The sequence below is a fragment of the Streptomyces sp. NPDC051218 genome (assembly GCF_044455475.1).
Lineage (GTDB): Bacteria > Actinomycetota > Actinomycetes > Streptomycetales > Streptomycetaceae > Streptomyces.
Window position 1 is genome coordinate 878,500 of record NZ_JBITEU010000001.1, and the last position, 22,026, is coordinate 900,525.

Genomic DNA, 22,026 nt, shown 5'->3' on the forward strand with positions numbered 1-22,026 from the left:
TCATCGCATGGCGATCGACACCACCGTTTCCCCGTCCCCGACAACGACGGCCCCCGCACCTCAGCCCACGGCCCCCAAGCTCGCACCCCGCGACAAGCTCGTCCTCTTCGTGCTCTGCGCCGCCCAGTTCATGGTCGCGCTCGACTTCTCCGTGCTGAACGTGGCGCTGCCCGTCCTCGGCACCGACCTGGGCATGAGCAAGTCCGCGCTGCAGTGGGCGGTGACCGCGTTCGCCCTCCCCTCGGGTGGCTTCCTGCTGCTCTTCGGCCGCACCGGCGACCTGTACGGCCGCCGCAAGCTGTTCATCGGCGGCCTCGCGCTCTTCGGCCTCGCCTCGCTCCTGGCGACGTTCGCCTGGGACCCGGCGTCCTTCCTCGCCGGACGCGCGCTGCAGGGCGTGGGCGCGGCGGCCATCGTGCCGACCGGCATGTCCCTGCTGACGACGACCTTCCCCGAGGGCCCGCAGCGCGACCGGGCACTCGGCATCTCCGGCACACTGCTCTCGCTCGGCTACACCCTCGGCATGGTGTTCGGCGGCGTACTCACCGACACGCTCGGCTGGCGCTCCACGATGGGCCTGCTGACCCTCTTCGTGCTGATCGTGCTGCCGCTCGCGCCGCGCCTCCTGCCCGAGTCCCGCACCCCGGACCGCCCCCGCCTCGACACCCCCGGCGCGGTCACCGTCACCGGCGGTCTGCTCGCCCTGATCTACGCGCTCTCCACGGCCGCCGAGCGCGGCTTCGGCGGGGCGGACGTCGTCGTCACGCTGACCGCGGGCGTACTGCTGATCGCGGCCTTCGGCTACGTCGAGTCGCGCGCCGAGTCCCCGCTCGTCTCGCTGCCGATGCTGCGGCGGCGGACGGTGGCCTGGGGCAACCTGGGCGGTCTGATCACCTTCTCGATGATGTCGGCGGTCATCTTCACCCTCACCCTGTACCTCCAGGAGATCCTGAAGCTCTCCGCCTTCCAGACAGGTCTCGTCTTTGGCGTGCAGGGCGTCCTCTCGGTGGTCTCCGGGATCTACGCGCCCAAGGTCATCAGCCGCTTCGGGGCGCGCCGTACCCTCGTCGTCTCGCTGCTCGGCCAGGGCCTGTTCATCGCGACACTGCTCGGCATCGACGAGGGCACCGGTTCGGTCTGGCTCGCCACGGCGGGCGTATCGGTGGCGAGCATGTTCCACCTGGGCGCGATCATCTCGTACGGCGTGACGGTCACTTCGGGTGTCCCGAACGAGGAGCAGGGCCTGGCCACCGGCCTGGTGACGTCCACCCAGCAGGTGGGCATCACGATCGGCATCCCGCTCCTGGGAGTCCTCGCGACCACGAACACGGATCTCCTGGCGGGCACGCGGACGGTGCTCCTGATCGACACGGCGGTCCTGCTGGTGACGGCGGCCCTGGTGGCGACGGGCCTGCGGGTCAAGCGCAACGCCTAGGGCCGGTCGAGCCGCAGGCGCTGCGCCTTCGGGAGACCGGCGACGACCAAGTCGTACGAATCCTCGACGAGCTCCCGGACCTGCCGGTCCGGGAGCTCTCCGGCGAGGGAGACCGTGTTCCAGTGCCGCTTGTTCATGTGCCACCCCGGCACGATCTCCGGGTGCGCCTCCCGCAGCTGGACCGCCATGTCCGGGTCGCACTTCAGGTTCACCGTCAGCGGCACGGCGTCCAGCGAGCTCAGCGCGAACATCTTGCCCGCGACCTTGAACACCGAGGCCTCGGGCCCGAACGGGAACTCCTCCACCACGTCGTTGAACGACAGGCAGAACGCGCGCAGCTGCTGTGGGGTCACACCGATGTCTCCTTGTGAGCGCCCGCGGGCGCGACCGGCTCCACGAGCACCGTCACGATCTTGTTGCGCCGTCCGGCTGCGGATTCCGCGGTGAGCCGCAGCTCACGGCCGTCCGGCAGCGGCACGATCGCCGAGGCGTCCGCGATCGGCACCCGGCCGAGGGCCTTGGCGAGCAGACCGCCGACGGTCTCGACGTCCTCGTCGTCGAACTCGTCGAGTCCGAAGAGCTCGCCGAGGTCGCCGATGTCCAGACGCGCGGTGACGCGGTAGCAGCCGTCGTCGAGCTCCTCGACGGGCGGCAGTTCACGGTCGTACTCGTCAGTGATCTCGCCGACGATCTCCTCGAGGATGTCCTCGATGGTGACGATGCCGGCCGTGCCGCCGTACTCGTCGATGACGACGGCGACGTGGTTGCGCTCCTGCTGCATCTCGCGCAGCAGATCGCCCGCGTTCTTCGTGTCGGGCACGAACGTCGCCGGGCGCATCGCCGTCGACACCAGGTCGGCCTCGCTGTCGCGGTTGATGTGCGTCTTGCGGGCCAGGTCCTTGAGATAGACCATGCCGACGACATCGTCCTCGCTCTCGCCCGTCACCGGGATGCGCGAGAAACCGGACCGCAGCGCGAGCGTGAGCGCCTGCCGGATGGTCTTGAAACGCTCGATGGCGACCAAGTCCGTCCGGGGCACCATGACTTCGCGTACGAGGGTGTCGCCGAGCTCGAAGACGGAGTGCACCATGCGGCGCTCCTCGTCCTCGATGAGGGACTCCTTCTCGGCGAGGTCGACCATCGCCCGCAGCTCGGCCTCGGAGGCGAACGGGCCGCGCCTGAAGCCCTTGCCGGGCGTGAGCGCGTTGCCGATGAGGATCAGGAGCGGCGGGATCGGGCCCATGATGCGGGCCAGCGGCAGCAGGACGTACGCGGCGGCGGTCGCCGTGTTGAGCGGGTGCTGGCGGCCGATGGTGCGCGGCGAGACCCCCACGGCCACGTACGAGACGAGGACCATCACCGCGATGGCGATGGCGAGCGCCTCCCAGGTCTCGGGGAATTCGTTCAGGCAGGCGTACGTCACCAGGGACGCCGCGGCCATCTCGCACGCGACGCGGACGAGCAGCGCCACGTTCAGATAGCGGGTGGGGTCGGCGGCGACCTGCGCGAGCTTGGCGCTCCCGCGCCGCCCGGAGCGGGCCGCCTCCTCCGCGCGGAAGCTGGAGACGCGGGCGATGCCCGCCTCCGCGCAGGCCGCGAGCCAGGCGACGACGACCAGGGCGACGGCGCCCGCGATCAACTGGAAACTCATGCCGCTACGAGACGGTGGGCGCGGGAGAGGGCCCGGTCAGGCCGTTCTCGGAGCGCCAGCCGTCGACGATGGCCGCCTGGAGACCGAACATCTCGGCCTTCTCGTCCGGCTCCTCGTGGTCGTACCCAAGGAGGTGCAGCACCCCATGGACGGTGAGCAGCTGGAGCTCCTCGTCCATGGAGTGCTCCGTGGGCGCTTCCTTGCCCTGCTTGATGGCGACCTCCGGGCAGAGCACGATGTCGCCGAGGAGGCCCTGCGGGGGCTCCTCCTCGTCCTTGGCCGGCGGGCGCAGCTCGTCCATGGGGAAGGACATGACGTCCGTCGGTCCCGGCAGGTCCATCCACTGGATGTGGAGCTGCTCCATGGCGTCCTCGTCCACGACGATCACCGAGAGCTCGGAGAGCGGGTGGATGCGCATCCGCGCGAGGGCGTAGCGGGCGATGTCGAGGATCGCCTGCTCGTCGACCTCGGTCCCGGATTCGTTGTTGACGTCGATCGACATGGTGCGGCTTCCGCTACTTCCCGTGTTTCTTGTTCTGCTGACTCTGCTGGCTGTCGTCGTACTTCTCGTACGCGTCGACGATACGGCCGACGAGCTTGTGCCGTACGACGTCGTGGGACGTGAGCCGCGAGAAGTGCACGTCGTCGATGCCCTCCAGGATGTCCTGGACCTGGCGCAGACCGGACTTGGTGCCGTTCGGCAGGTCGACCTGGGTGACGTCGCCCGTGATCACGATCTTCGACTCGAAGCCGAGGCGGGTGAGGAACATCTTCATCTGCTCGACGCTGGTGTTCTGCGCCTCGTCGAGAATGATGAAGGCGTCGTTCAGGGTGTTGTGCGTGAGCAGGTAGTCCTGCGTGACGTACAACGAATCCTCGGCGGCGACCTGGATGCAGACCGTCTCCTCACGCCCTGCGGGCTCGATGGAGTCGATGAAGCGCATCGGACGTCCGCCGCCTCCGGCCGCGTGGTACTTGTCGCGCTTGCGGGCGAGGCGGAAGGGCTCGATGCCTTCGGGGAGACGGATGTCGACGACGTGCTGGTCGTACCGATGGGCAGTCAACGCGGTGCCCTGCTCGCGGCCCTCGGCCGGACGGCGTCGCGTATAGGCGACACCCCCGAGCGACTGGACGAGCGCGATCACGTCGTCGCGCAGGACGATCGACGCGGTCGAGTACTGGATACGGCACGTACGGTCGTCCTGGGTGACCGGACCGCCATCGGAGTCGAGCAGGCCCTGGAGCACTGCGAGCCGGGTCTCCGCCGTGTTGAACAGGTAGTCGTCCGGCACGAACTTGGAGTGCGAACGGCCGCCGATGAGGTCCAGTTCGCGCATGACGCCGGTGACCGGATTCTCCAGAGTGACCACGTCGCCAGGCGACTTCACCCGGTTCAGTACGTAGTCGGGGCCGCTCTTGTGCCGCACCTTGACGCCCGGGAGCGCCGCCTCCAGCGCCTGGGCGAGTTCGACGTCCTCTGTCGAGAACGACGGCGTGGTGGAGCCGGTGAGGCAGCCGTCCCCAAGGAGCAGGCCCAGCGCGTACGGGTCCATGCGGACCTCACGCTCCGGGAACTCGACGGGCGCTGTGAGCATCGGCAACTCGTACCGACGATAGTGCGCCGCCCGCAGGTTGCCGATCATCTCCTGGGTCTCCAGGACCCGCCACGGCTTGTCGCGACGCTTGTCGTCGCGCGTCCTGACCGTCCACAGGTGCTCACCGCAGCACAGCGTCCAGGAGCCGTCCTGTGCGGTGACGCGGTAGATGTCTCGCTCACCCTGGGGGTAGACACCAAGTACCGGCGTCGGCTCGCCGTTCGAGCCGATGACCAGGTCACCGACCTGGAGGTCCCCGATGGGGCGCCAGCCGTCGGGCGTCAGGACGTTCGTGAAGACGGGCTGCGAACGGCCACGCATATATGCCAGCGGCGCCACCTCAATGGTCCCCGCTGCCATCAGCCTCGGAATCGAGTCCGGGTCGAGCATGTCGTGCAGCGCGTCGTACAACGGGCGCAGGTACGGGTCGATCTTCTCGTAGAGCGTGCCCGGCAGGAAGCCGAGGCGCTCGCCGGCCTCGACGGCGGGGCGGGTCAGGATGATGCGGTTGACCTGCTTGGCCTGGAGGGCCTGCACGGCCTTGGCCATGGCGAGGTAGGTCTTGCCGGTGCCCGCGGGGCCGATGCCGAAGACGATGGTGTTCTTGTCGATGGCGTCGACGTAACGCTTCTGGTTGAGCGTCTTGGGGCGGATCGTGCGGCCGCGGGACGAGAGGATGTTCTGCGTGAGGACCTCGGCCGGGGTCTCCTGGCCGTCGCCCTCTCCTGCCTCGTCCGCCCTGAGCATGGCGATCGAGCGTTCCACTGCGTCCTCCGTCATCGGCTGACCGGTGCGGAGCACCAGCATCATCTCGTCGAACAGGCGCTGGATGAGGGCGACTTCATGGGCGTCACCGACCGCGCTGATCTCATTGCCCCGGACATGGATGTCGGCCGCCGGGAAGGCCTTCTCGATCACGCGCAACAGGGCGTCGCCGGAGCCGAGCACCGTGACCATCGGATGGGTCGCCGGGACGGTGAAGTGTGCTCGGGCCTGACCCTCGGCGGGGGTATGAGCTGTGGGTGTCTGAGTCATGGGCCGGCGCTAGGGCCTGCTCATCCTCCTCTTGCGGGGCTTGGTGGCCGCTCGACAGCCTTGCACTGCCAAGAGTACGACGCACCACTGTCACCGCCGTAGGGCTTTTCCACTCCGGTCACGCACGACTGTGCGACTTCGGGCGGCGGCTAGGCCGACCGGAACCCGATCGTGGGCACGGCGCGCCGCAGTGGCCACGGGCGTGTGGACTCCGGGAGGAGGCCCTCCAGGAAGCCGTAGCGGCGCAGCGCCACCGGGTCCTGGTCGTCGACCTCCCGTACGGTCCGCCACCACGTGGCGACCTCCGCCCAGCCCGGCGCCGAGAGCGAGCCGCCGAACTCCTGCACCGAGAGCGCCGCGGTGAGCCCGGCGAAGGCGAGCCGGTCGGCGAGCGGCCAGCCGGCGAGGGTGCCGGTCACGAAGCCGGCCACGAAGACATCGCCGGCGCCCGTGGGATCGAGGGCCTCCACCGCGATGGCCGGGACCTCGGCGCTCTCGCCGGTCCGCCCGTCCACCGCGTACGCACCTTCCGCACCCAGCGTCACCACGGCGAGCGGTACGTGTTCGGTGAGCGCCCGCGCGGCGGCCCGGGGGCACTGCGTCCGGGTGTAGCGCATGGCCTCCTCCGCGTTCGGCAGGAACGCCTCGCAGTGCGCCAGGTCCGGGAGGCCCGCCAGGTCCCAGCGCCCGGTGTCGTCCCACCCGACGTCGGCGAAGATCCGGGTGCCCTTGCGCGCGGCCTCGGCGATCCACGGGGAGCGCGAGCCGGGTGTCAGGGAGGCGACGGCGGCACGCGCGCGTGGCGGGCATGCCGGGGCGCCGCCGTGCGGGCTTTCGGCGTCGGGCGGCGGCTCGTGGCCGTGGCTGACCATGGTCCGCTCACCCTCGTACGCCATGGAGACGGTCACCGGTGAGTGCCAGCCGGGCACGGTGCGCGATGTCGTGAGGTCGATGCCCTCGCCCTGTTCGAGGGCGTCCCAGCAGTACTCGCCGTAGTGGTCGTCCCCGAAGGCCGCCGCGAGCGAGGTGTGCAGGCCGAGCCGGGCAAGGGCGGTCGCCATGTTGGCGACGCCGCCGGGGCTCGACCCCATGCCGCGCGCCCAGGACTCGGTGCCGCGTACGGGCGCGGAGTCCAGGCCGGTGAAGATGATGTCGAGGAAGACCGTGCCGGTGAGGAAGACGTCACAGGGCGGATCGCCTGCTCTGCGGGCTCCCTTGAGCGGGTCGATGCTGGGTTTGAGAGGTACGACCATGCAGGCAACGTAACGGATTCAGGCCACCGGGGGGCCGAACGCCGGACGGGCCGAGGGTACGGTCCGCCCGGCGTGCCGGGACCGGCCGCTACCCGCCGAGCTCCGCCTCGACGAGGTCGGCGGCCCGAGCGGTGCCGCCCTCGGCCCGCACCTCCGCCTTCAGACGGGCGGCCCGGAGCGCGACGCCGGGGTCGGACGTCAGCTCGAGGAGAGCCGAACGCAACGCGTCGGCGGTCGCGTCGGCGGTGTCGATGCGCCGCGCGACCCCCAGCTCCACGAGCCGGTCCGCGTTGAGCGGCTGCTCCGCGCCCTGGGGCACGGCGATCATCGGCACCCCGCTGAACAGCCCCTCACTGCTGCTGCCCATACCCGCGTGGGTGACGAACGCGTCGGCCTGCTCCAGGATCGCCAACTGCGGTACCCATGAGCGCACTTCCACGTTCCCGGGCACGTCCCCCAGCTCGGCGGGGTCCACGTGCTTGCCGATCTGCAGCACCACGTGCCACCCCGCGAGCCCGCCGAAGGCGCTCACGCACTGCCGGTAGAACTCGGGCTGCTGGGTGTAGGAGGAGCCGAGGGACACGAGCAGCACCTTCTCGGCGCCCTCGGGCCGCTGCCAGCCGCCCTGCGCCGAGCGGTCCCCGAAGCAGGGGCCCACGAAGTCGACCCGCTTCGGGTCGACCCGGTCGGCGTTCAGCTGCATGGCGCGGGGGATCGTCGCGACGGCGCGGTCGGGTGTGCCGGAGAAGGCGGCGACGTCCAGGGTCGTGGCCCCGCACCCGGCGAGCCACTGCCCGAACCGCTCCTCCAGGTCGGCGGCTCCGGGCAGCTGCCGGATCTGCGCCCCGACCTCCTCCTGGTACCCCTCCCAGGCCACGAAGGTGGGCGACAGCTGCAGGAACGGCCGCTGCTGCCCTTCGGCGAGGGCGCGGGCGACGTACGCGCCGATGTCGTACAGATACAGGTCGGCCGGATCGTCGTCGTAGAACGCGCGCAACTGCGGGAGCAGCGCCATCGCGTCGTCGAGGAAGAGACCGCTCGCGGCGATCGGGTCCTCGGGCCAGACGTTGTCCTTGAACGGCAGTACCGACGTGCACGGGACGAGTTCGGCGCCGGTGGGCTCGATCAGCCCGCGGTTCGCCGGGTCGTTCGCGTACGTCACCCGGTGGCCGCGCGCCACCAGTTCACGGATGATCTCCAGACTGGGCAGCACATGGCTGACCATCGGGGTGCCGACCATGGCGATATGGGCGCGGTGACGGGACGTTCGACGATGCATGGGTGAGTTCCTTCGTGTGATGCCACTGCTACGGATGAAGGCGTGCCGGACCGGCGCCGCAACCGCTGTTCAGCGGGGCGCTCGGACCGGTGAGGCCGTGTCAGCCGTAGAGCTGGATGAAGGAGTCCATGCGCGAAACCGTAGCTCCGCTGCCGCCGATCAGTCGAACGAATATTCCGCGACCTCGGCGAGGTACCGCGCCCGCAGCGCTTCGTCCTCGGCGCTCCCGTCGAGGAAGGACGCCTCGAACGAGTTGCGCGCCAGCTCCCGCAGCCGCTCCTGGTCGAGGGAGAGGGCTTCCCGTACGGCGTGGAAGGTGTCGTCGACATAGCCGCCGAAGTAAGCGGGGTCGTCGGAGTTGACCGTGCAGAGGAGACCGGCGTCCATCATCCGCGCGAGCGGGTGCTCTTCGAGTACGTCGATGGCGCGCAGCCGGACGTTGGACAGCGGGCAGAGGGTGAGCGGGACCCGCTCCCGCACCAGGCGCTCCACCAGCTGCGGGTCCTCCATGCAGCGCAGGCCGTGGTCGATGCGCTCGACACCCAGGACGTCCAGGGCCTCGGTGATGTACGCGGGCGGCCCCTCCTCGCCGGCGTGCGCGACGCGGCGCAGGCCGAGCGCGGCGGCCGCCTCGTACACCTCGCGGAACTTGGCGGGCGGGTGCCCGACCTCGGCGGAGTCGAGCCCGACGCCGACGATCCGGTGGAGGTGGGGCCGTGCGGCCTCCAGGGTCTCCAGGGCCGATGCGGCGGACTGGTCACGCAGGAAGCACATGATGAGGCGGGTCGAGACCCCGTGCCGCTCCTCGCTCCGGTCCAGGGCGCGCCCGAGCCCCTCGATCACCGTCCCGATGCCGACGCCGCGCGCCATGTGTGCCTGCGGGTCGAAGAAGATCTCGGCGTGCCGCACGCCCTGCCGGGCCGCCCGCGCCAGATAGGCGTCGGCGAGCTCCTCGAAGTCGTCCTCGGTGAGCAGGACGGCCATCAACCCGTAGTACAGGTCGAGAAAGGACTGCAGATCATCGAACAGATAGGCCTTGCGCAGCTCTTCGGTGTCCGCGTACGGGAGGGTGACGCCGTTGCGGGCGGCCAGGGAGAAAGCCAGCTCGGGTTCGAGCGTTCCCTCGATGTGGAGGTGGAGTTCGGCTTTGGGAAGGGGCATGACGGCGGCTCACTCAGGTGGTTCGTTTGGGCAGGGATACACGCAACAGGTCTTGTGCGACGGTGAGTTCACCGTCGAAACCCGCGTCCCGGGCCTGCTGCTCGAAGATGCCGGGGTCGGGGTAGCGCTGGCTGAAGTGGGTCAGTACGAGATGCCGGACCCCGGAGTCGATGGCGACACGGGCGGCTTGGCCCACGGTCAGATGCCCGTGATCGAGGGCGAGTTGCTCGTCCTCGTCGATGAAGGTGGACTCGATGACGAGCATGTCGCAGCCCTCGGCCAGGGCGTGGACGCCGTCGCAGAGCCGGGTGTCCATGACGAAGGCGAACTTCTGCCCGCGCCGCACCGCGCTCACCTCGTCGAGCGTGACGCCCCGCAGTGCGCCCTCGCGCTGCAGGCGTCCCACGTCGGGCCCGGCGATGCCGCGCGCGGCGAGCAGCTCCGGGAGTATGCGGCGGCCGTCGGGCTCGGTGATGCGGTAGCCGAAGGACTCGACGGGGTGCGAGAGCTTGACGGCGTCGAGCGTGAAGGAGGGGGTGCGGGCCAACTGCCCGTCGTCCGCGACGGGTTCCTCGATGAGCTGGACGGTCTCGCGATAGGCGGTGGCGTAGCGGAGCCGGTCGAAGAAGCGCTGACCGGAGCGCGGGTAGTGCACGGTCACGTCGTGCGGGACGCGATCCAGGTTGATGCGCTGGATGACCCCCGGCAGGCCCAGCGAGTGATCACCGTGGAAGTGCGTGACGCAGATCCGGTGCAGGTCGTGCGCGGCGACCCCGGCACGCAGCATCTGCCGCTGCGTGCCTTCGCCGGGGTCGAAGAGGATGCCCTGCCCGTCCCAGAGCAGGACGTAGCCGTTGTGGTTGCGGTGCCGGGTGGGAACTTGGCTCGCGGTGCCGAGGACCACCAATTCACGTACGGACAAGGCCAGTTATCCCGTAATCCCGTAATCCCGTTGTCCCGTTGTCCCGTTGTCCCGTTATCCAGGGGGCCACTGCAGGCCGCGTCCGCCGAGGACGTGGGCGTGCGCGTGGAAGACGGTCTGGCCGGCGCCGGTGCCGGTGTTGAAGACGATGCGGTAGCTCTCCGCCTTCTCCTCGGCGGCGACCTCGCCGGCCTCGCGGAGGACGTCGGCGGCGATGGTGGGTTCCGCGGCGGCGAGGGAGGCGGCGTCCGGGTAGTGCGCCTTGGGGATGATCAGGACGTGGCTGGGGGCCTGGGGGTTGATGTCCCGGAAGGCGACGGTCGTGTCCGTCTCCTTCACCAGGGTCGCGGGCACTTCGCCCGCGACGATCTTGCAGAACAGGCAGTCAGCCTGGGGTTCTCCCGCCATGGGGCGCCTCCGGTCCTAGCTGGTTGTACTGGCCCCCCGCATGCTATCCGGGCTGCGCCCACGCCAGGCCCCTCCCCTCGGCCCCCGGCAGCCCGCCCTTCCCGAACAACCCTCCCCACCCACCCACCCGATCACCCCGCATCCACCTCCCCCCCCGAACAAGCCTTTCCCACCCACCCGCCCGATCACCCTGCATCCACCCCGTGCCGAACAAGCCTTTCCCGCCCACCCGCCCGATTGCCCCACGGTGACTGGAGGGGTGGGGGGGGTGGGTGGCGTGGCTCGGGTGAGGGGGGCAGCCGTTGGGGGTCGGGGGGCGACGTACGCGGCGGGGGCGGGGCCTGGGTCGCACACACCCGCAGTCGGCAGCACTCGGGAGGGGACGTGCCGGTATGTCTGCCCGGAGCACAGTTCGCGGCGCTCCCTCACCGAAGTACCAAGGCGCCCACCGAACGATAGCGAGGACGGACATACCGGCGCGGCCCCGCACCCAAAGACGGGCAAGCTCCGAAGTCCCCCGCGCCCGCAGTCGGCAGCGCACGCGAGGGGACGTGCCGGTATGTCTGCCCGGAGCACAGTTCGCGGCGCTCCCTCGCCGAAGAATCACGGCGGCCACCGGACGATAGCGAGGACGGACATACCGGCGCGGCCCCGCACCCAAAAGCGGACCAGCTCCGCAGCAACCACCCACCCGCAGTCGGCAACGAGAGGCGAGACGCGAGGCCGACATACCGGCGCGGCCCCGCACCCGAAGGCGGACCAGCTCCGCAGTAGACCGGCGCAGCCCGCACCCACAGACGAACCGCCTCAGGCCCCCGGCAGGGACGGCAGGGACGGTGCCGTCTTTGGGGGTGTCGTTTCCAGGGACGTCAAGGCCAGGCGGATCGCCTCGTCGAGTTGAGGGTCCCGGCCCGCCGCGTAGTCCTCCGGGGTCGTCACCACCTCCACATCCGGGTCCACCCCGTAGTTCTCGACGCCCCACCCATACCCCTCCAGCCAGAACGCGTACTTCGGCTGCGTCACCAGCGTTCCGTCCACCAACCGGTACCTGCTGTCGATGCCGATCACGCCGCCCCACGTCCGCGTGCCCACCACGGGCCCGATCCCCAGCGCCTTGATCGCCGCGTTCACGATGTCCCCGTCGGAGCCGGAGAACTCGTTGGCGACGGCGACCACCGGCCCCCGAGGAGCGTCCGCCGGGTAGCTGAAGGGCCGCGTCCCCCGCGGCAGGTCCCAGCCCACGATCTTGCGGGCCAGCTTCTCGACCACCAGTTGGGACGTGTGCCCGCCGCGGTTCTCGCGGACGTCCACCACGAGCCCGTCCCGCGCCACCTCTACCCGCAGGTCACGGTGGATCTGCGCCCAGCCCGGCGCCTGCATGTCCGGCACGTGCAGGTAGCCGAGACGGCCGCCCGACCGCTCGTGGACGTACGCACGCCGGTCCACGACCCACGCGTGGTACCGCAACGGCTCCTCGTCGTCGACGGGGATCACCACCGCGTGCCGCGGATCGCCCCCGCCCGCGGGTGAGACCGTCAGCTCCACCGGCTTCCCGGCCGTACCCACCAGGAGCGGCCCCGGACCCGTCACCGGGTCCACCGGACGCCCCGCCACCGCGAGCAACGCGTCGCCGGCCCGCACCGCCACCCCCGGCGCGGCGAGCGGCGAGCGGGCGGAGGGGTCCGACGTCTCGGAGGGGAGGATGCGGTCGATGCGCCACGCCCCGTCCGCGCCCCGCGAGACATCCGCGCCGAGCAGCCCCTGCCGCACCGCCGAACTCCCCCAGGCCCCGCCCCCCATGACGTACGCGTGCGAGGTGCCGAGTTCGCCCGCGACCTCCCAGAGCAGGTCGACGAGGTCGTCGTGCGTGGCCACCCGGCCGAGGACCGGGCGGTAGCGGTCGAGCACGCCGTCCCAGTCGATCCCGCCCAGGTCGGGCCGCCAGAAGTTGTCCCGCATCAACCGCCCGGCCTCGTCGTACATCTGCCGCCACTCCGCGGCCGGATCGACGGTCTGGCGTACCCGCGTGAGGTCGACGGTGATGTTCGAGTCGGAGCTCTCGTCACCGGACGCCCGCCGGTCGATCGGCACGACCTTCAGCTTCCCGTCGGCCCACAGCAGCACCCGCTTCCCGTCCCCGCTGACGGCGAAGTGATCGGCGTCCGACGCCAGTTCCTCGATGCGCTGCTGTACGAGGTCGTAGCGCTCCAGCTCGGTGTGCGGGTCGGGGTCGGACGGGGTGGCGCGGGACGCGCCGAGGACGCCCCGCACGGGATGCCGCAGCCACAGGACGCCGTCCTTGGCGGCCCGCAGCGTCGAGTAGCGGGCGGCCTCGACCGGGAACGGCACGATGCGGTCGGCGAGACCGTCGAGGTCGATGCGGGTGACGGGCGAGCCCTCGCTGTCCGGGGTCTCGTCCTTGTCGGGTGCCTCGAAGGGCCGCCCGTGCCGCTGCGGCCCGAAGGGCGAGGGGGTGGTGGCTGCCAGCGTGATCAGATACGGCCGCGATCCGCCGACGAAGGCGAGGTCGAAGACGTGCTCGTCGTACACCGGATCAAACGCCCGCGCGGACAGGAACGCCAGGTGCTTGCCGTCCAGCGTGAACGCGGGCGCGTAGTCACGGAACCGCAGCGGCGTCGCCTCGGAGACGGACAGGTCGGCCGTGTTGGCGAGCTTCAGCTGCCGCAGCGGACTCGGTCCCGGATGCGACCAGGCCAGCCACGCCGAGTCCGGCGAGAAGACGAGGCCGGAGGCGTCCCCGTCCTCCCCGCGGTCGACCTCGCGTACCTCTCCGCTCTCCCGCTCGACCAGGAGCACCCGCCCGTCGTGCGAGGCGACGGCGGCCCGGCTGCCGTCGGGTGCCATGGCGAGCCCGAGCACCCTGCCCAGCTGCCCGGCAGCGATCCTGCGGGGCGTGGCGCCGGGCGCGAGGCCCGTGGCGGGCGCGAACTGGAGCGCGTCGTCGCCCTCCGCGTCCGTCACCCAGACGACGTGTTCCTCGCCGTCGACCCGGAACGTGCGCGGCAGCCTCGCGCGCACCCCGTGTTCCGCGGCGAGCGCGCGGGCGGGTCCCTCGCGGTGGGTGACCCAGTGCACGCCGCCGCGCACGGAGACGGCGCTGCCGCGTCCGGTGTGGTCGGGAGCGGCGGCGCCGAACCAGCGCGCGGCGCTCACCGGGTGGGGCTGGAGGTCGGTGCGCTGGCCGCCGAGTCGGACGTCGACGCGGCGCGGCTCGGCGTCCACGAGGTTGTCCAGGAGCCAGAGTTCACCCGCCGACACGTACACGACCCGCGTGCCGTCGGTCGCCGCATGCCGGGCGTAGAAGCCGTCGATGCCGGTGTGCCGGCGCAGGTCGGAGCCGTCGGGCAGCGAGGAGTAGAGCGCGCCGACGCCTTCATGGTCGGAGAGGAAGGCGATACGCTCGCCGACCCACAGCGGGTACTCGATGTTCCCGTCGAGCCCTTCATGGACGCGTACGAAGCGGTCCTCGCCGCCCTCGCCACCCTCACCGCCCTCACCGCCCCCGCCACCCTCGGCGTCAGCACCCCCGCTCCGGATCCACAACTTGCCCGCCGTGCCGCCGCGGTACCGCTTCCACCAGGCGGCCTCGCGCCCCATCGGCGCGGAGAGCAGCAGGAGTTGGCCGTCCCGCGGGCCGTACGCCACGTCCCCCACGATCCCGTAGGGCAGGGTGGCCGCGGGTCCGCCGTCCAGCGGAACGGCCCGCGCCCAGCTGCGACGCAGCGAGGCCTGGCCGGCCGTACTGACGGCGAGGACCTGTCCGTCCGGGGTCCAGCCCCGCACCGAGGTGCGTGAACTACCCCAGTGCGTAAGGCGTTTGGAGAGTCCGCCGTCGACCGGGGCGACATGCACCTCGGGGGCGCCGTCACGTGTGGACGTCCAGGCGACGGTCGTGCCGCCCTGGGAGATGCGGGGGTGGTTCACCGGCGTGTTGTCGGCGCTGACGCGCCATGCCCGGCCGCCGTCGAGGGGCGCGACCCAGACGTCGTCCTCGGCGGTGAAGGCGACCAACTCGCCACGCAGATGCGGAAACCGGAGATACGCAGAGTGCCCAGTCAGTGTCACACGGCCAGCCTAGGCAGCCTCGGCGGAGCCGGACAGGGTTTTGGATCACTTGCCCTTGAAGCAGGTGCAGGTCGGATCGGGCCGCCGCGGCGGCGGGTCGGGCGTGGCGGTCACGGTGACGGTCGCGGTGGGCCGCTGGTCGGGCTCGTCCGGCTGGTCCGGTTGCTCCGGCTCCTGCGGCTGGTCGGACTCCTCCGGCTCGGTCGACCGGTCGCCACCGGAGCAGTCCCCGATGACGTCCACCCGGAACCACTCCTTGCCGTCGACCTTGGCGGTGAGGTCTCCGCGTACGCAGTGTCCGTCGACGACGGACGTCACGGTCCCCTTGACGGTGATGTCGCTGGTGTCCTCGCCCCCTTTCCCCTCCCTGGCCTGGCCCTGGCAGTCGACGGTGACACGGGCGTCGCGGTCGGGTCCGTCGCCGGTCGGGGTGACCTTGTCCTTGTAGCGGGCGGTGCAGCTGATCCACAGCACGTCGAGATGCTGCCGCTCCAGCTCCTTGGTCGCCAGCTGGTCGGTGGTGATCGCGACGGCCGCCGTGTTCATCCCGCCGTCGACCGGATCGCACGCGGCGACCCCGATCACCGCCGCCCCCGCGAACCCGACGGCGTACAGCACCTGCCGTCGCCTGCCTCGCACGTCCACCGCACGATCATGTAAGCGCCTCAATGCCCCCATAGGCGGCAGAGTGCCACTGCGGGCCGTCTGACGATAGTCCCCTTTGCGTCCACTCCCCGGCGGGCTGCTCGGGGCGGGTTCAGGACCAGCGGCCCGTGCGCCCCAGGAGCAGTGCGGTCGCCGCCGTCCCCGCCGTCGACGTACGCAGCACGCTGCGCCCCAGGCGGTACGGCTTGGCGCCCGCGTCCGCGAACGCCGCGAGCTCGTCCGGCGATACGCCGCCCTCGGGGCCGACCACCAGGACGATGTGCCCGGCCTTTGGCAGATCCGCCGTGGCCAGCGGCTCGCTGCCCTCCTCGTGCAGGACCGCGGCGAGGTCGGCCGTGGCGAGCAGCGCGGCGACCTGCTTGGTCGACATCGCGTCCGCCACCTCGGGGAAGCGCACCCGGCGCGACTGCTTGCCCGCCTCGCGCGCCGTGGCACGCCACTTGCCGAGCGCCTTGAGTCCGCGCTCGCCCTTCCACTGCGTGATGCAGCGCGACGCGGACCACGGCACGATCGCGTCGACGCCGGTCTCCGTCATGGTCTCGACGGCGAGTTCACCTCGGTCACCCTTGGGCAGCGCCTGTACGACGGTGATGCGGGGCTCCTGGAGGGCCTCTTCCCGTACGGGGTCCATCCGCAGGATCAGCCGGTCCTTGCCCTCGGTGTCCTCGACCACGCAGTCGGCCCAGCGCCCGGCCCCGTCGGTCAGGACGACGTCCTCACCGGCGTGCAGCCGCTTCACGGAGACGGCGTGACGCCCTTCTGGACCGTCGAGTACGTAGCGTCCGTCGCCGCCCGCGGCAGGGTTCCCCCGGGTCTCGAAGGTCTCGACGACGAAGACGGGTGCGGTCACGCCGGGCTCCCCGGCTGGGTCCCCTGCTGCCCTCCGGCCGCCAACACGGCCTTCGACTCGGCCAGTTCGGCCGCGAGAACCTCCACGAGCTGACCGGCGGGCAGCTCCCGCGCCATGCGGTGGCCCTGCCCCGCCCACAGCGCCATGCCCTGCGCGTCACCGGCCTTGGCGGCGGCCTTGCGCAGCCCGCTGGTGAGGTGGTGGACCTGGGGGTAGGCGGCGGGGGCGTAGGGACCGTGCTCGCGCATGAAGCGGTTGACCAGGCCCCGTGCGGGGCGTCCCGAGAAGGCGCGGGTCAGTTCGGTGCGGGTGAACAGCGGGTTGGTCATGGCCTGCTTGTGCAGGGCGTTGGCGCCCGACTCGGGGCAGACCAGGAAGGCCGTGCCAAGCTGCGCGGCGTCCGCGCCGGCCGCGAGCACCGCCGCGATCTGCGAGCCGCGCATCAGGCCGCCGGCCGCGACGACCGGGATCTGCACGGTCTCGCGCACCTGCGCGATGAGCGAGAGGAGGCCGAGCCCGGCGCCGTCCGTCTCGGGGTTGTCGCGGTGCGTGCCCTGGTGGCCGCCCGCCTCGATGCCCTGGACGCATACGGCGTCGGCGCCCGACCACTGGGCGGTCTGCGCCTCTTCGGGCGAGGTGACGGTGGCGACGGTGATGGTGCCGACCCGCGCGAAGGCGTCGAAGACGTCGCGGGTGGGGCAGCCGAAGGTGAACGACACCAGCGGCACCGGGTCCTCGACGAGGATCGCGAGCTTGGCGTCGTAGTTGTCGTCGCGGCCGCTGTCCGGGTCGCCGAGCTGCGTCTCGTACCAGGAGGCCTCACCGGCGAGCTGGTTGCGGTAGACGTCGACGGCGGCGGCGTCCGCGTACTCGGGCTGCGGCATGAAGAGGTTCACGCCGAACGGACGGCTCGTGAGCCCCCGCAGCTGTTTGATCTCCTGGTACATCCCGTCGGCGGTTTTGTACCCGGCGGCGAGGAAACCGAGGCCTCCGGCCTCGGAGACGGCCGCGGCGAGCTGGGGGCACGAGGCGCCTCCCGCCATGGGGGCCTGCACGATCGGGAGGCGGCAGAGATCGGTCAGTGCGGTGGGCATGAACGCATCGTGCCACTTCCTGGCCGGGGGGCCGAATCGCGGGTCTTTCCCACCCACCCACCCGTCACCCGGCATGATCAGGAGCGCCCCAAGGGGCGCGGAGCTGTGACATGTGCGGCTCCGCCGCGAGGCGCGAGCAACCCACAACGCCCCGTAAGGGGCGCGGGGCTGTGACATGTGCGGCTCCGCCGCGGGGCGCGAGCAACCCAGGACAGCCCGCGGACAGACAGCAAAGCGCCCCCGGCACGGGCGAACCGCTACCGGGGGCGCAGGAAAGGCACCGCTCGAGGCGCCCTCGCCCGTAAAAGGCGCTACCGCCCGTTGAACGCGTCCTTGAGGCGGGAGAACAGACCCTGCTGTCCCGGCTGGAACTGCCCCGTGGGCCGTTCCTCGCCGCGCAGCACCGCCAGCTCCCGAAGGACCCGCTCCTGCTCCGCGTCCAGCTTGCTCGGCGTGAGGACCTCGACGTGCACGATGAGGTCACCGCGACCGCCGCCCCGCAGGTGCGTGATGCCCCTGCCGTGCAGCGGCACCGACTGGCCGGACTGCGTGCCCGGCCGGATGTCGACCTCCTCCATGCCGTCCAGCGTCTCCAGGGGCACCTTGGTGCCCAGGGCCGCGGCCGTCATAGGGATGGTGACCGTGCAGTGCAGGTCGTCACCGCGCCGCTGGAAGACGGCGTGCGGCAGCTCGTGGATCTCCACGTACAGGTCGCCTGCGGGGCCGCCGCCGGGGCCGACCTCGCCCTCGCCCGCGAGCTGGATCCGCGTGCCGTTGTCGACACCGGCGGGGATCTTCACGGTGAGCGTCCGCCGCGACCGGATGCGGCCGTCGCCGGCGCACTCCGGGCACGGGGTGGGCACGACCGTGCCGAAGCCCTGACACTGCGGGCACGGCCGCGACGTCATGACCTGACCGAGGAAGGACCGCGTGACCTGCGACACCTCACCGCGACCGCGGCACATGTCACACGTCTGAGCGGATGTCCCCGGCGCGGCACCTTCACCGCTGCAGGTCGTACAGACGACCGCCGTGTCGACCTGTATGTCCTTGGTGGTCCCGAAGGCCGCCTCGTCCAGGTCGATCTCGAGCCGGATCATGGCGTCCTGGCCACGGCGCGTGCGCGACCGGGGGCCACGCTGCGACGCCGTCCCGAAGAACGCGTCCATGATGTCCGAGAAGTTGCCGAAGCCACCGGCTCCGAAACCGCCCGCGCCGCCGCCCGCGCCCTGCTGGGACAGCGGGTCACCGCCGAGGTCGTAGACCTGCTTCTTCTGCGGGTCCGACAACACCTCGTACGCGGCGTTGATCTCCTTGAAGCGCTCCTGAGTCTTCGGATCCGGATTCACGTCCGGGTGAAGCTCTCGCGCAAGCCTCCGGAAGGCCTTCTTGATCTCGTCCTGGGAAGCGTCGCGGCGCACGCCTAGTACGGCGTAGTAGTCCGTGGCCACTTACGACTCCGCCAGGATCTGTCCGACGTAACGTGCCACTGCGCGTACTGCTCCCATCGTTCCCGGATAGTCCATGCGGGTCGGGCCGACCACGCCGAGCTTGGCTACTGCCTCGCTGCCCGAACCGTAGCCGACGGAGACCACGGACGTGGAGCTGAGTCCCTCATGGGCGTTCTCGTGACCGATCCGTACGGTCATGCCCGAATCCGTGGCTTCGCCAAGCAACTTGAGCAGGACGACCTGCTCCTCAAGAGCCTCCAGGACGGGCCTGATGGTGAGGGGAAAGTCATGTCCGAAGCGGGTGAGATTGGCCGTTCCGCCGATCATCAGCCGCTCCTCGGTCTCCTCGACCAGGGTTTCGAGGAGGGTGGAGAGCACCGTCGCCACCGTGCCGCGGTCCTCCGCGTCGAAGGACTCCGTCATGTCCTGCACCAGCTGCGGCACGTCCGCGAAGCGACGGCCCGCGACCCTGCTGTTGAGCCGCGCCCGCAGGTCCGCGAGCGAGGTCTCGCCGAACGGCGCGGGACAGTCGATCATGCGCTGCTCGACCCGGCCCGTGTCCGTGATCAGGACGAGCATCAGGCGGGCGGGAGCCAGCGAGAGCAGCTCCACGTGCCGCACCGTCGACCGCGTCAGGGACGGGTACTGCACGACCGCGACCTGCCGGGTCAGCTGCGCGAGCAGCCGCACCGTGCGCGCCACGACGTCGTCGAGGTCGACGGCGCCGTCGAGGAAGTTCTGGATGGCCCTGCGCTCGGGCGCCGCCATCGGCTTGACGCCCGCGAGCTTGTCGACGAAGAGGCGGTACCCCTTGTCGGTGGGGATGCGCCCCGCGCTCGTATGAGGCTGGGCGATGAACCCCTCCTCCTCCAGCGCCGCCATGTCGTTGCGGACCGTGGCCGGGGAGACCCCGAGGCTGTGCCGCTCGGTGAGCGCCTTGGAGCCGACGGGCTCCTCGGTGCCGACGTAGTCGTGGACGATGGCGCGCAGCACCTCGAGCCTGCGTTCATTCAGCATCCGCGCTCACCTCCACCTTTTTGCCCTGAAACCTGTCTGCCCTGCGGCTCTGCCTGGCACTCCCCTGGGGTGAGTGCCAGCCTGCGCCGCGCCCAGTGTACGGCCGTCGGGTACGGCCCCGGCAAGGGCCGGACCCGCTATGTCGGTCCGAAGGCCGAGGTGACGGCTGCCGAGCCGCCCGCGCGGGACTAGCGTCGACCTCATGGACGTGGCACTGGCGTGGGACGAGGCGGGCTGGGAGCGGCTGGCGCCGCATGTGGGGCGGCGGCGCCTGCCGGTCTGGGACTGTACGGCGGGTCTGGTGGTCGGCGGCGAATCGGCGCTGATGATCGAGGCGGGGGCGACGCTGCGTGAGGGCGGCGAGCTGCGCACCGAGGCTCGCGGCATCCTCGGCGGTGGCCGCCGGGTCACTCACCTCGTCCTGACGCATCCGCACTTCGACCATGTGCTCGGGGCCGCGGCGTTCGCGGGCGTGGAAGTGTACGGAGCCGTTGGCCTCGACGCGCTCCTGGCGAAGGGCCGCGACGAGCTGCGCCACGACGCCGTACGGCACGGGGTCGCCCCGGACGCCGCGGCGGAGGCCGCCGATCTGCTGGTGTCCCCGCACCACTCGGTGTGCGGGGAGTGGACGCTCGATCTGGGCGGCGGGGTGCAGGTGCTCCTCGCGAACGTGGGCCCGGGGCATTCGGGCCACGACCTGGCGGTCCTGGTGCCGGGCACCGCGCAGTCCCCGGAGATCGTCTTCTGCGGCGACCTGGTCGAGGAGTCGGGCGAACCGCAGGCCGGCCCCGACGCGGTCCCGGCTCGGTGGCCTGCCGCGCTCGACCGGCTGCTGGAGCTGGGCGGCGAGGACGCGCTGTACGTGCCGGGGCACGGTGCGGTGGTCGATGCGGCGTTTGTCCGTGCGCAACGCGCCACACTGGCGGCCCGCTTCGGCGTGTCGTAGCGAGCCTCCCCCTTCTTCTTCCTATCGTCGGGAAAATGCGCCAGTACTCCGCGGACCTGACCCCGCCCTGGAAGAAGCAGAAGCCCGTGCCGGAGGTCGCCGCGGAGGCGGACCTCGTGGTGGAGGAGCTGAGCACCGGCTTCTGCGGGGCGGTGATCCGCTGCGAGAAGACGGCGGAGGGTCCGACGGTGACCTTGGAGGACCGCTTCGGCAAGCACCGCGTCTTCCCGATGACGCCGGGGGCCTTCGCCCTGGAGGGCCGGACGGTGACGTTGGTCCGCCCGTCCACCGCATCCTCCACCTCACCTGTACGTCCCACGCGTACCGCTTCGGGTTCGGTGGCCGTGCCGGGGGCTCGGGCCCGGGTCGCCCGTGCCGGGCGGATCTACGTCGAGGGGCGGCACGACGCGGAGCTCGTGGAGCGGGTGTGGGGTGACGACCTGCGGATCGAGGGCGTGGTCGTCGAGTATCTGGAGGGCATCGACGACCTGCCGGGGATCGTGGACGACTTCTCCCCCGGGCCCGACGCGCGCCTGGGGGTCCTGGTGGACCACCTGGTCCCGGGCTCCAAGGAGTCGAGGATCGCGGCGGCGGTGAGTTCTCCGTCGGCGCTGGTGGTGGGGCATCCCTATATCGACGTGTGGGAGGCGGTGAAGCCGTCCTCGGTGGGGATCGCGGCGTGGCCCCGCGTCCCGCGCGGCCAGGACTGGAAGACGGGCGTCTGCGAGGCACTGGGCTGGCCCCCGAACACGGGCGCCGCGTGGCAACGGATCCTGGGCTCGGTCCGGAGCTACCGGGATCTTGAACCGGCACTGCTGGGCCGCGTGGAGGAACTGATCGACTTCGTGACAGCGCCTTAAGCCGCCGCCGTCTCCGAGTGCGACCTGGCCCGCCGCTGCGCGGCGGATCTCTCCAGGCGTCGGGCCCTCGCCGCCTGCGGACCGGCCTTTCCGCCGCTGCGCGGCGATTCTTTCCCGCCCACCCACCCGATTGCCCCGCGGCTTGCCCAGCGGGGACCTGGGCCTCGCCATCTCCGAGTGCGTCTGACCCACCGCTGCGCGGCGATTCTTTCCCGCCCACCCGCCCGATTGCCCCGCGGCTTGCCCAGCGGGGACCTGGGCCATCTCCGTCTACGGGTGCAAGCTGTCCCGCCCACCCGTCCGATTGCCCCGCAGCT

19 protein-coding genes are annotated in these 22,026 nt (G+C 71.2%); 4 read left to right on the plus strand and 15 right to left on the minus strand.

Going from position 1 to position 22,026, the window contains the following annotated elements:
• Window positions 1-7: 7 nt before the first annotated feature.
• Window positions 8-1,435, plus strand: coding sequence for an MFS transporter (locus tag ACIBCK_RS04070; protein ID WP_399386512.1), 1,428 nt, complete (start codon window positions 8-10; stop codon window positions 1,433-1,435).
• Here the strand turns inward: ACIBCK_RS04070 and ACIBCK_RS04075 are convergent.
• The 15 genes from ACIBCK_RS04075 to hrcA all read right to left on the minus strand — a co-directional run bounded on the left by ACIBCK_RS04075 (window position 1,432) and on the right by hrcA (window position 19,903).
• Complete coding sequence (locus ACIBCK_RS04075) at window positions 1,432-1,788, minus strand: MmcQ/YjbR family DNA-binding protein (RefSeq protein ID WP_399386513.1); 357 nt, start codon at window positions 1,786-1,788, stop codon at window positions 1,432-1,434. The two genes, ACIBCK_RS04070 and ACIBCK_RS04075, sit on opposite strands and share 4 nt — an antisense overlap.
• The gene (locus ACIBCK_RS04080; protein WP_399386515.1) at window positions 1,785-3,086 is read right to left on the minus strand and encodes a hemolysin family protein; all 1,302 of its coding nucleotides are present in this window, start codon (window positions 3,084-3,086) and stop codon (window positions 1,785-1,787) included. The genes ACIBCK_RS04075 and ACIBCK_RS04080 overlap by 4 nt, the downstream gene beginning before the upstream one ends.
• 4 nt (window positions 3,087-3,090) lie before the next feature.
• A complete protein-coding gene (ybeY, locus tag ACIBCK_RS04085; protein WP_399386517.1) occupies window positions 3,091-3,588 on the minus strand; it encodes an rRNA maturation RNase YbeY in 498 nt (165 codons plus the stop codon).
• 13 nt (window positions 3,589-3,601) lie between these two features.
• Window positions 3,602-5,716, minus strand: coding sequence for a PhoH family protein (locus ACIBCK_RS04090; RefSeq protein ID WP_399386519.1), 2,115 nt, complete (start codon window positions 5,714-5,716; stop codon window positions 3,602-3,604).
• Between the two features lie 149 nt (window positions 5,717-5,865).
• On the minus strand, window positions 5,866-6,969 hold the full coding sequence (locus ACIBCK_RS04095; protein ID WP_399386521.1) for a carbohydrate kinase family protein: 1,104 nt from the start codon (window positions 6,967-6,969) through the stop codon (window positions 5,866-5,868).
• A gap of 88 nt (window positions 6,970-7,057) precedes the next feature.
• Window positions 7,058-8,248, minus strand: a complete 1,191-nt coding sequence (locus ACIBCK_RS04100) for a macrolide family glycosyltransferase (RefSeq protein WP_399386523.1) — start codon at window positions 8,246-8,248, stop codon at window positions 7,058-7,060.
• Between the two features lie 159 nt (window positions 8,249-8,407).
• A complete protein-coding gene (locus ACIBCK_RS04105; RefSeq protein ID WP_399386525.1) occupies window positions 8,408-9,409 on the minus strand; it encodes an adenosine deaminase in 1,002 nt (333 codons plus the stop codon).
• A gap of 13 nt (window positions 9,410-9,422) precedes the next feature.
• A complete protein-coding gene (locus ACIBCK_RS04110; RefSeq protein ID WP_399386526.1) occupies window positions 9,423-10,331 on the minus strand; it encodes a ribonuclease Z in 909 nt (302 codons plus the stop codon).
• Window positions 10,332-10,385: 54 nt separating this feature from the next.
• Window positions 10,386-10,739: a histidine triad nucleotide-binding protein gene (locus tag ACIBCK_RS04115; protein ID WP_367041784.1), complete on the minus strand. Its 354-nt coding sequence runs from the start codon at window positions 10,737-10,739 to the stop codon at window positions 10,386-10,388.
• Between the two features lie 807 nt (window positions 10,740-11,546).
• A complete protein-coding gene (locus ACIBCK_RS04120; RefSeq protein ID WP_399387238.1) occupies window positions 11,547-14,819 on the minus strand; it encodes a S41 family peptidase in 3,273 nt (1,090 codons plus the stop codon).
• A 51-nt stretch (window positions 14,820-14,870) separates the two neighbouring features.
• Complete coding sequence (locus tag ACIBCK_RS04125) at window positions 14,871-15,470, minus strand: hypothetical protein (protein WP_399386528.1); 600 nt, start codon at window positions 15,468-15,470, stop codon at window positions 14,871-14,873.
• Window positions 15,471-15,582: 112 nt separating this feature from the next.
• Complete coding sequence (locus ACIBCK_RS04130) at window positions 15,583-16,341, minus strand: 16S rRNA (uracil(1498)-N(3))-methyltransferase (protein ID WP_399386530.1); 759 nt, start codon at window positions 16,339-16,341, stop codon at window positions 15,583-15,585.
• On the minus strand, window positions 16,338-17,435 hold the full coding sequence (locus tag ACIBCK_RS04135; RefSeq protein ID WP_399386532.1) for a nitronate monooxygenase: 1,098 nt from the start codon (window positions 17,433-17,435) through the stop codon (window positions 16,338-16,340). The genes ACIBCK_RS04130 and ACIBCK_RS04135 overlap by 4 nt, the downstream gene beginning before the upstream one ends.
• Before the next feature lie 311 nt (window positions 17,436-17,746).
• On the minus strand, window positions 17,747-18,886 hold the full coding sequence (dnaJ, locus tag ACIBCK_RS04140; protein ID WP_399386534.1) for a molecular chaperone DnaJ: 1,140 nt from the start codon (window positions 18,884-18,886) through the stop codon (window positions 17,747-17,749).
• Window positions 18,887-19,903 (minus strand): heat-inducible transcriptional repressor HrcA, encoded by a 1,017-nt coding sequence (gene hrcA, locus ACIBCK_RS04145; RefSeq protein ID WP_160504974.1) that lies wholly within the window; start codon window positions 19,901-19,903, stop codon window positions 18,887-18,889.
• 69 nt (window positions 19,904-19,972) lie between these two features.
• Between hrcA and ACIBCK_RS04150 the strand changes: the two genes are divergently transcribed.
• Genes ACIBCK_RS04150 through ACIBCK_RS04160 form a run of 3 tightly spaced genes read left to right on the plus strand, consistent with a single transcriptional unit; the run spans window position 19,973 to window position 21,709 of the window.
• Window positions 19,973-20,095: a hypothetical protein gene (locus ACIBCK_RS04150; protein WP_399386535.1), complete on the plus strand. Its 123-nt coding sequence runs from the start codon at window positions 19,973-19,975 to the stop codon at window positions 20,093-20,095.
• 10 nt (window positions 20,096-20,105) lie between these two features.
• Window positions 20,106-20,849 (plus strand): MBL fold metallo-hydrolase, encoded by a 744-nt coding sequence (locus tag ACIBCK_RS04155; protein WP_399386536.1) that lies wholly within the window; start codon window positions 20,106-20,108, stop codon window positions 20,847-20,849.
• A 35-nt stretch (window positions 20,850-20,884) separates the two neighbouring features.
• Window positions 20,885-21,709: a DUF3097 domain-containing protein gene (locus ACIBCK_RS04160; RefSeq protein ID WP_399386538.1), complete on the plus strand. Its 825-nt coding sequence runs from the start codon at window positions 20,885-20,887 to the stop codon at window positions 21,707-21,709.
• Window positions 21,710-22,026: the final 317 nt, after the last annotated feature.

Bases quoted from the DNA above. Each gene is read 5' to 3' on its own strand.
- ACIBCK_RS04070 (WP_399386512.1), top strand. From the start codon at position 8: ATGGCGATCGACACCACCGTTTCCCCGTCCCCGACAACGACGGCCCCC.
- ACIBCK_RS04080 (WP_399386515.1), bottom strand. From the start codon at position 3,086: ATGAGTTTCCAGTTGATCGCGGGCGCCGTCGCCCTGGTCGTCGTCGCC.
- ybeY (WP_399386517.1), bottom strand. From the start codon at position 3,588: ATGTCGATCGACGTCAACAACGAATCCGGGACCGAGGTCGACGAGCAG.
- ACIBCK_RS04090 (WP_399386519.1), bottom strand. From the start codon at position 5,716: ATGACTCAGACACCCACAGCTCATACCCCCGCCGAGGGTCAGGCCCGA.
- ACIBCK_RS04095 (WP_399386521.1), bottom strand. From the start codon at position 6,969: ATGGTCGTACCTCTCAAACCCAGCATCGACCCGCTCAAGGGAGCCCGC.
- ACIBCK_RS04100 (WP_399386523.1), bottom strand. From the start codon at position 8,248: ATGCATCGTCGAACGTCCCGTCACCGCGCCCATATCGCCATGGTCGGC.
- ACIBCK_RS04105 (WP_399386525.1), bottom strand. From the start codon at position 9,409: ATGCCCCTTCCCAAAGCCGAACTCCACCTCCACATCGAGGGAACGCTC.
- ACIBCK_RS04115 (WP_367041784.1), bottom strand. From the start codon at position 10,739: ATGGCGGGAGAACCCCAGGCTGACTGCCTGTTCTGCAAGATCGTCGCG.
- ACIBCK_RS04135 (WP_399386532.1), bottom strand. From the start codon at position 17,435: ATGCCCACCGCACTGACCGATCTCTGCCGCCTCCCGATCGTGCAGGCC.
- hrcA (WP_160504974.1), bottom strand. From the start codon at position 19,903: ATGCTGAATGAACGCAGGCTCGAGGTGCTGCGCGCCATCGTCCACGAC.
- ACIBCK_RS04155 (WP_399386536.1), top strand. From the start codon at position 20,106: ATGGACGTGGCACTGGCGTGGGACGAGGCGGGCTGGGAGCGGCTGGCG.
- ACIBCK_RS04160 (WP_399386538.1), top strand. From the start codon at position 20,885: ATGCGCCAGTACTCCGCGGACCTGACCCCGCCCTGGAAGAAGCAGAAG.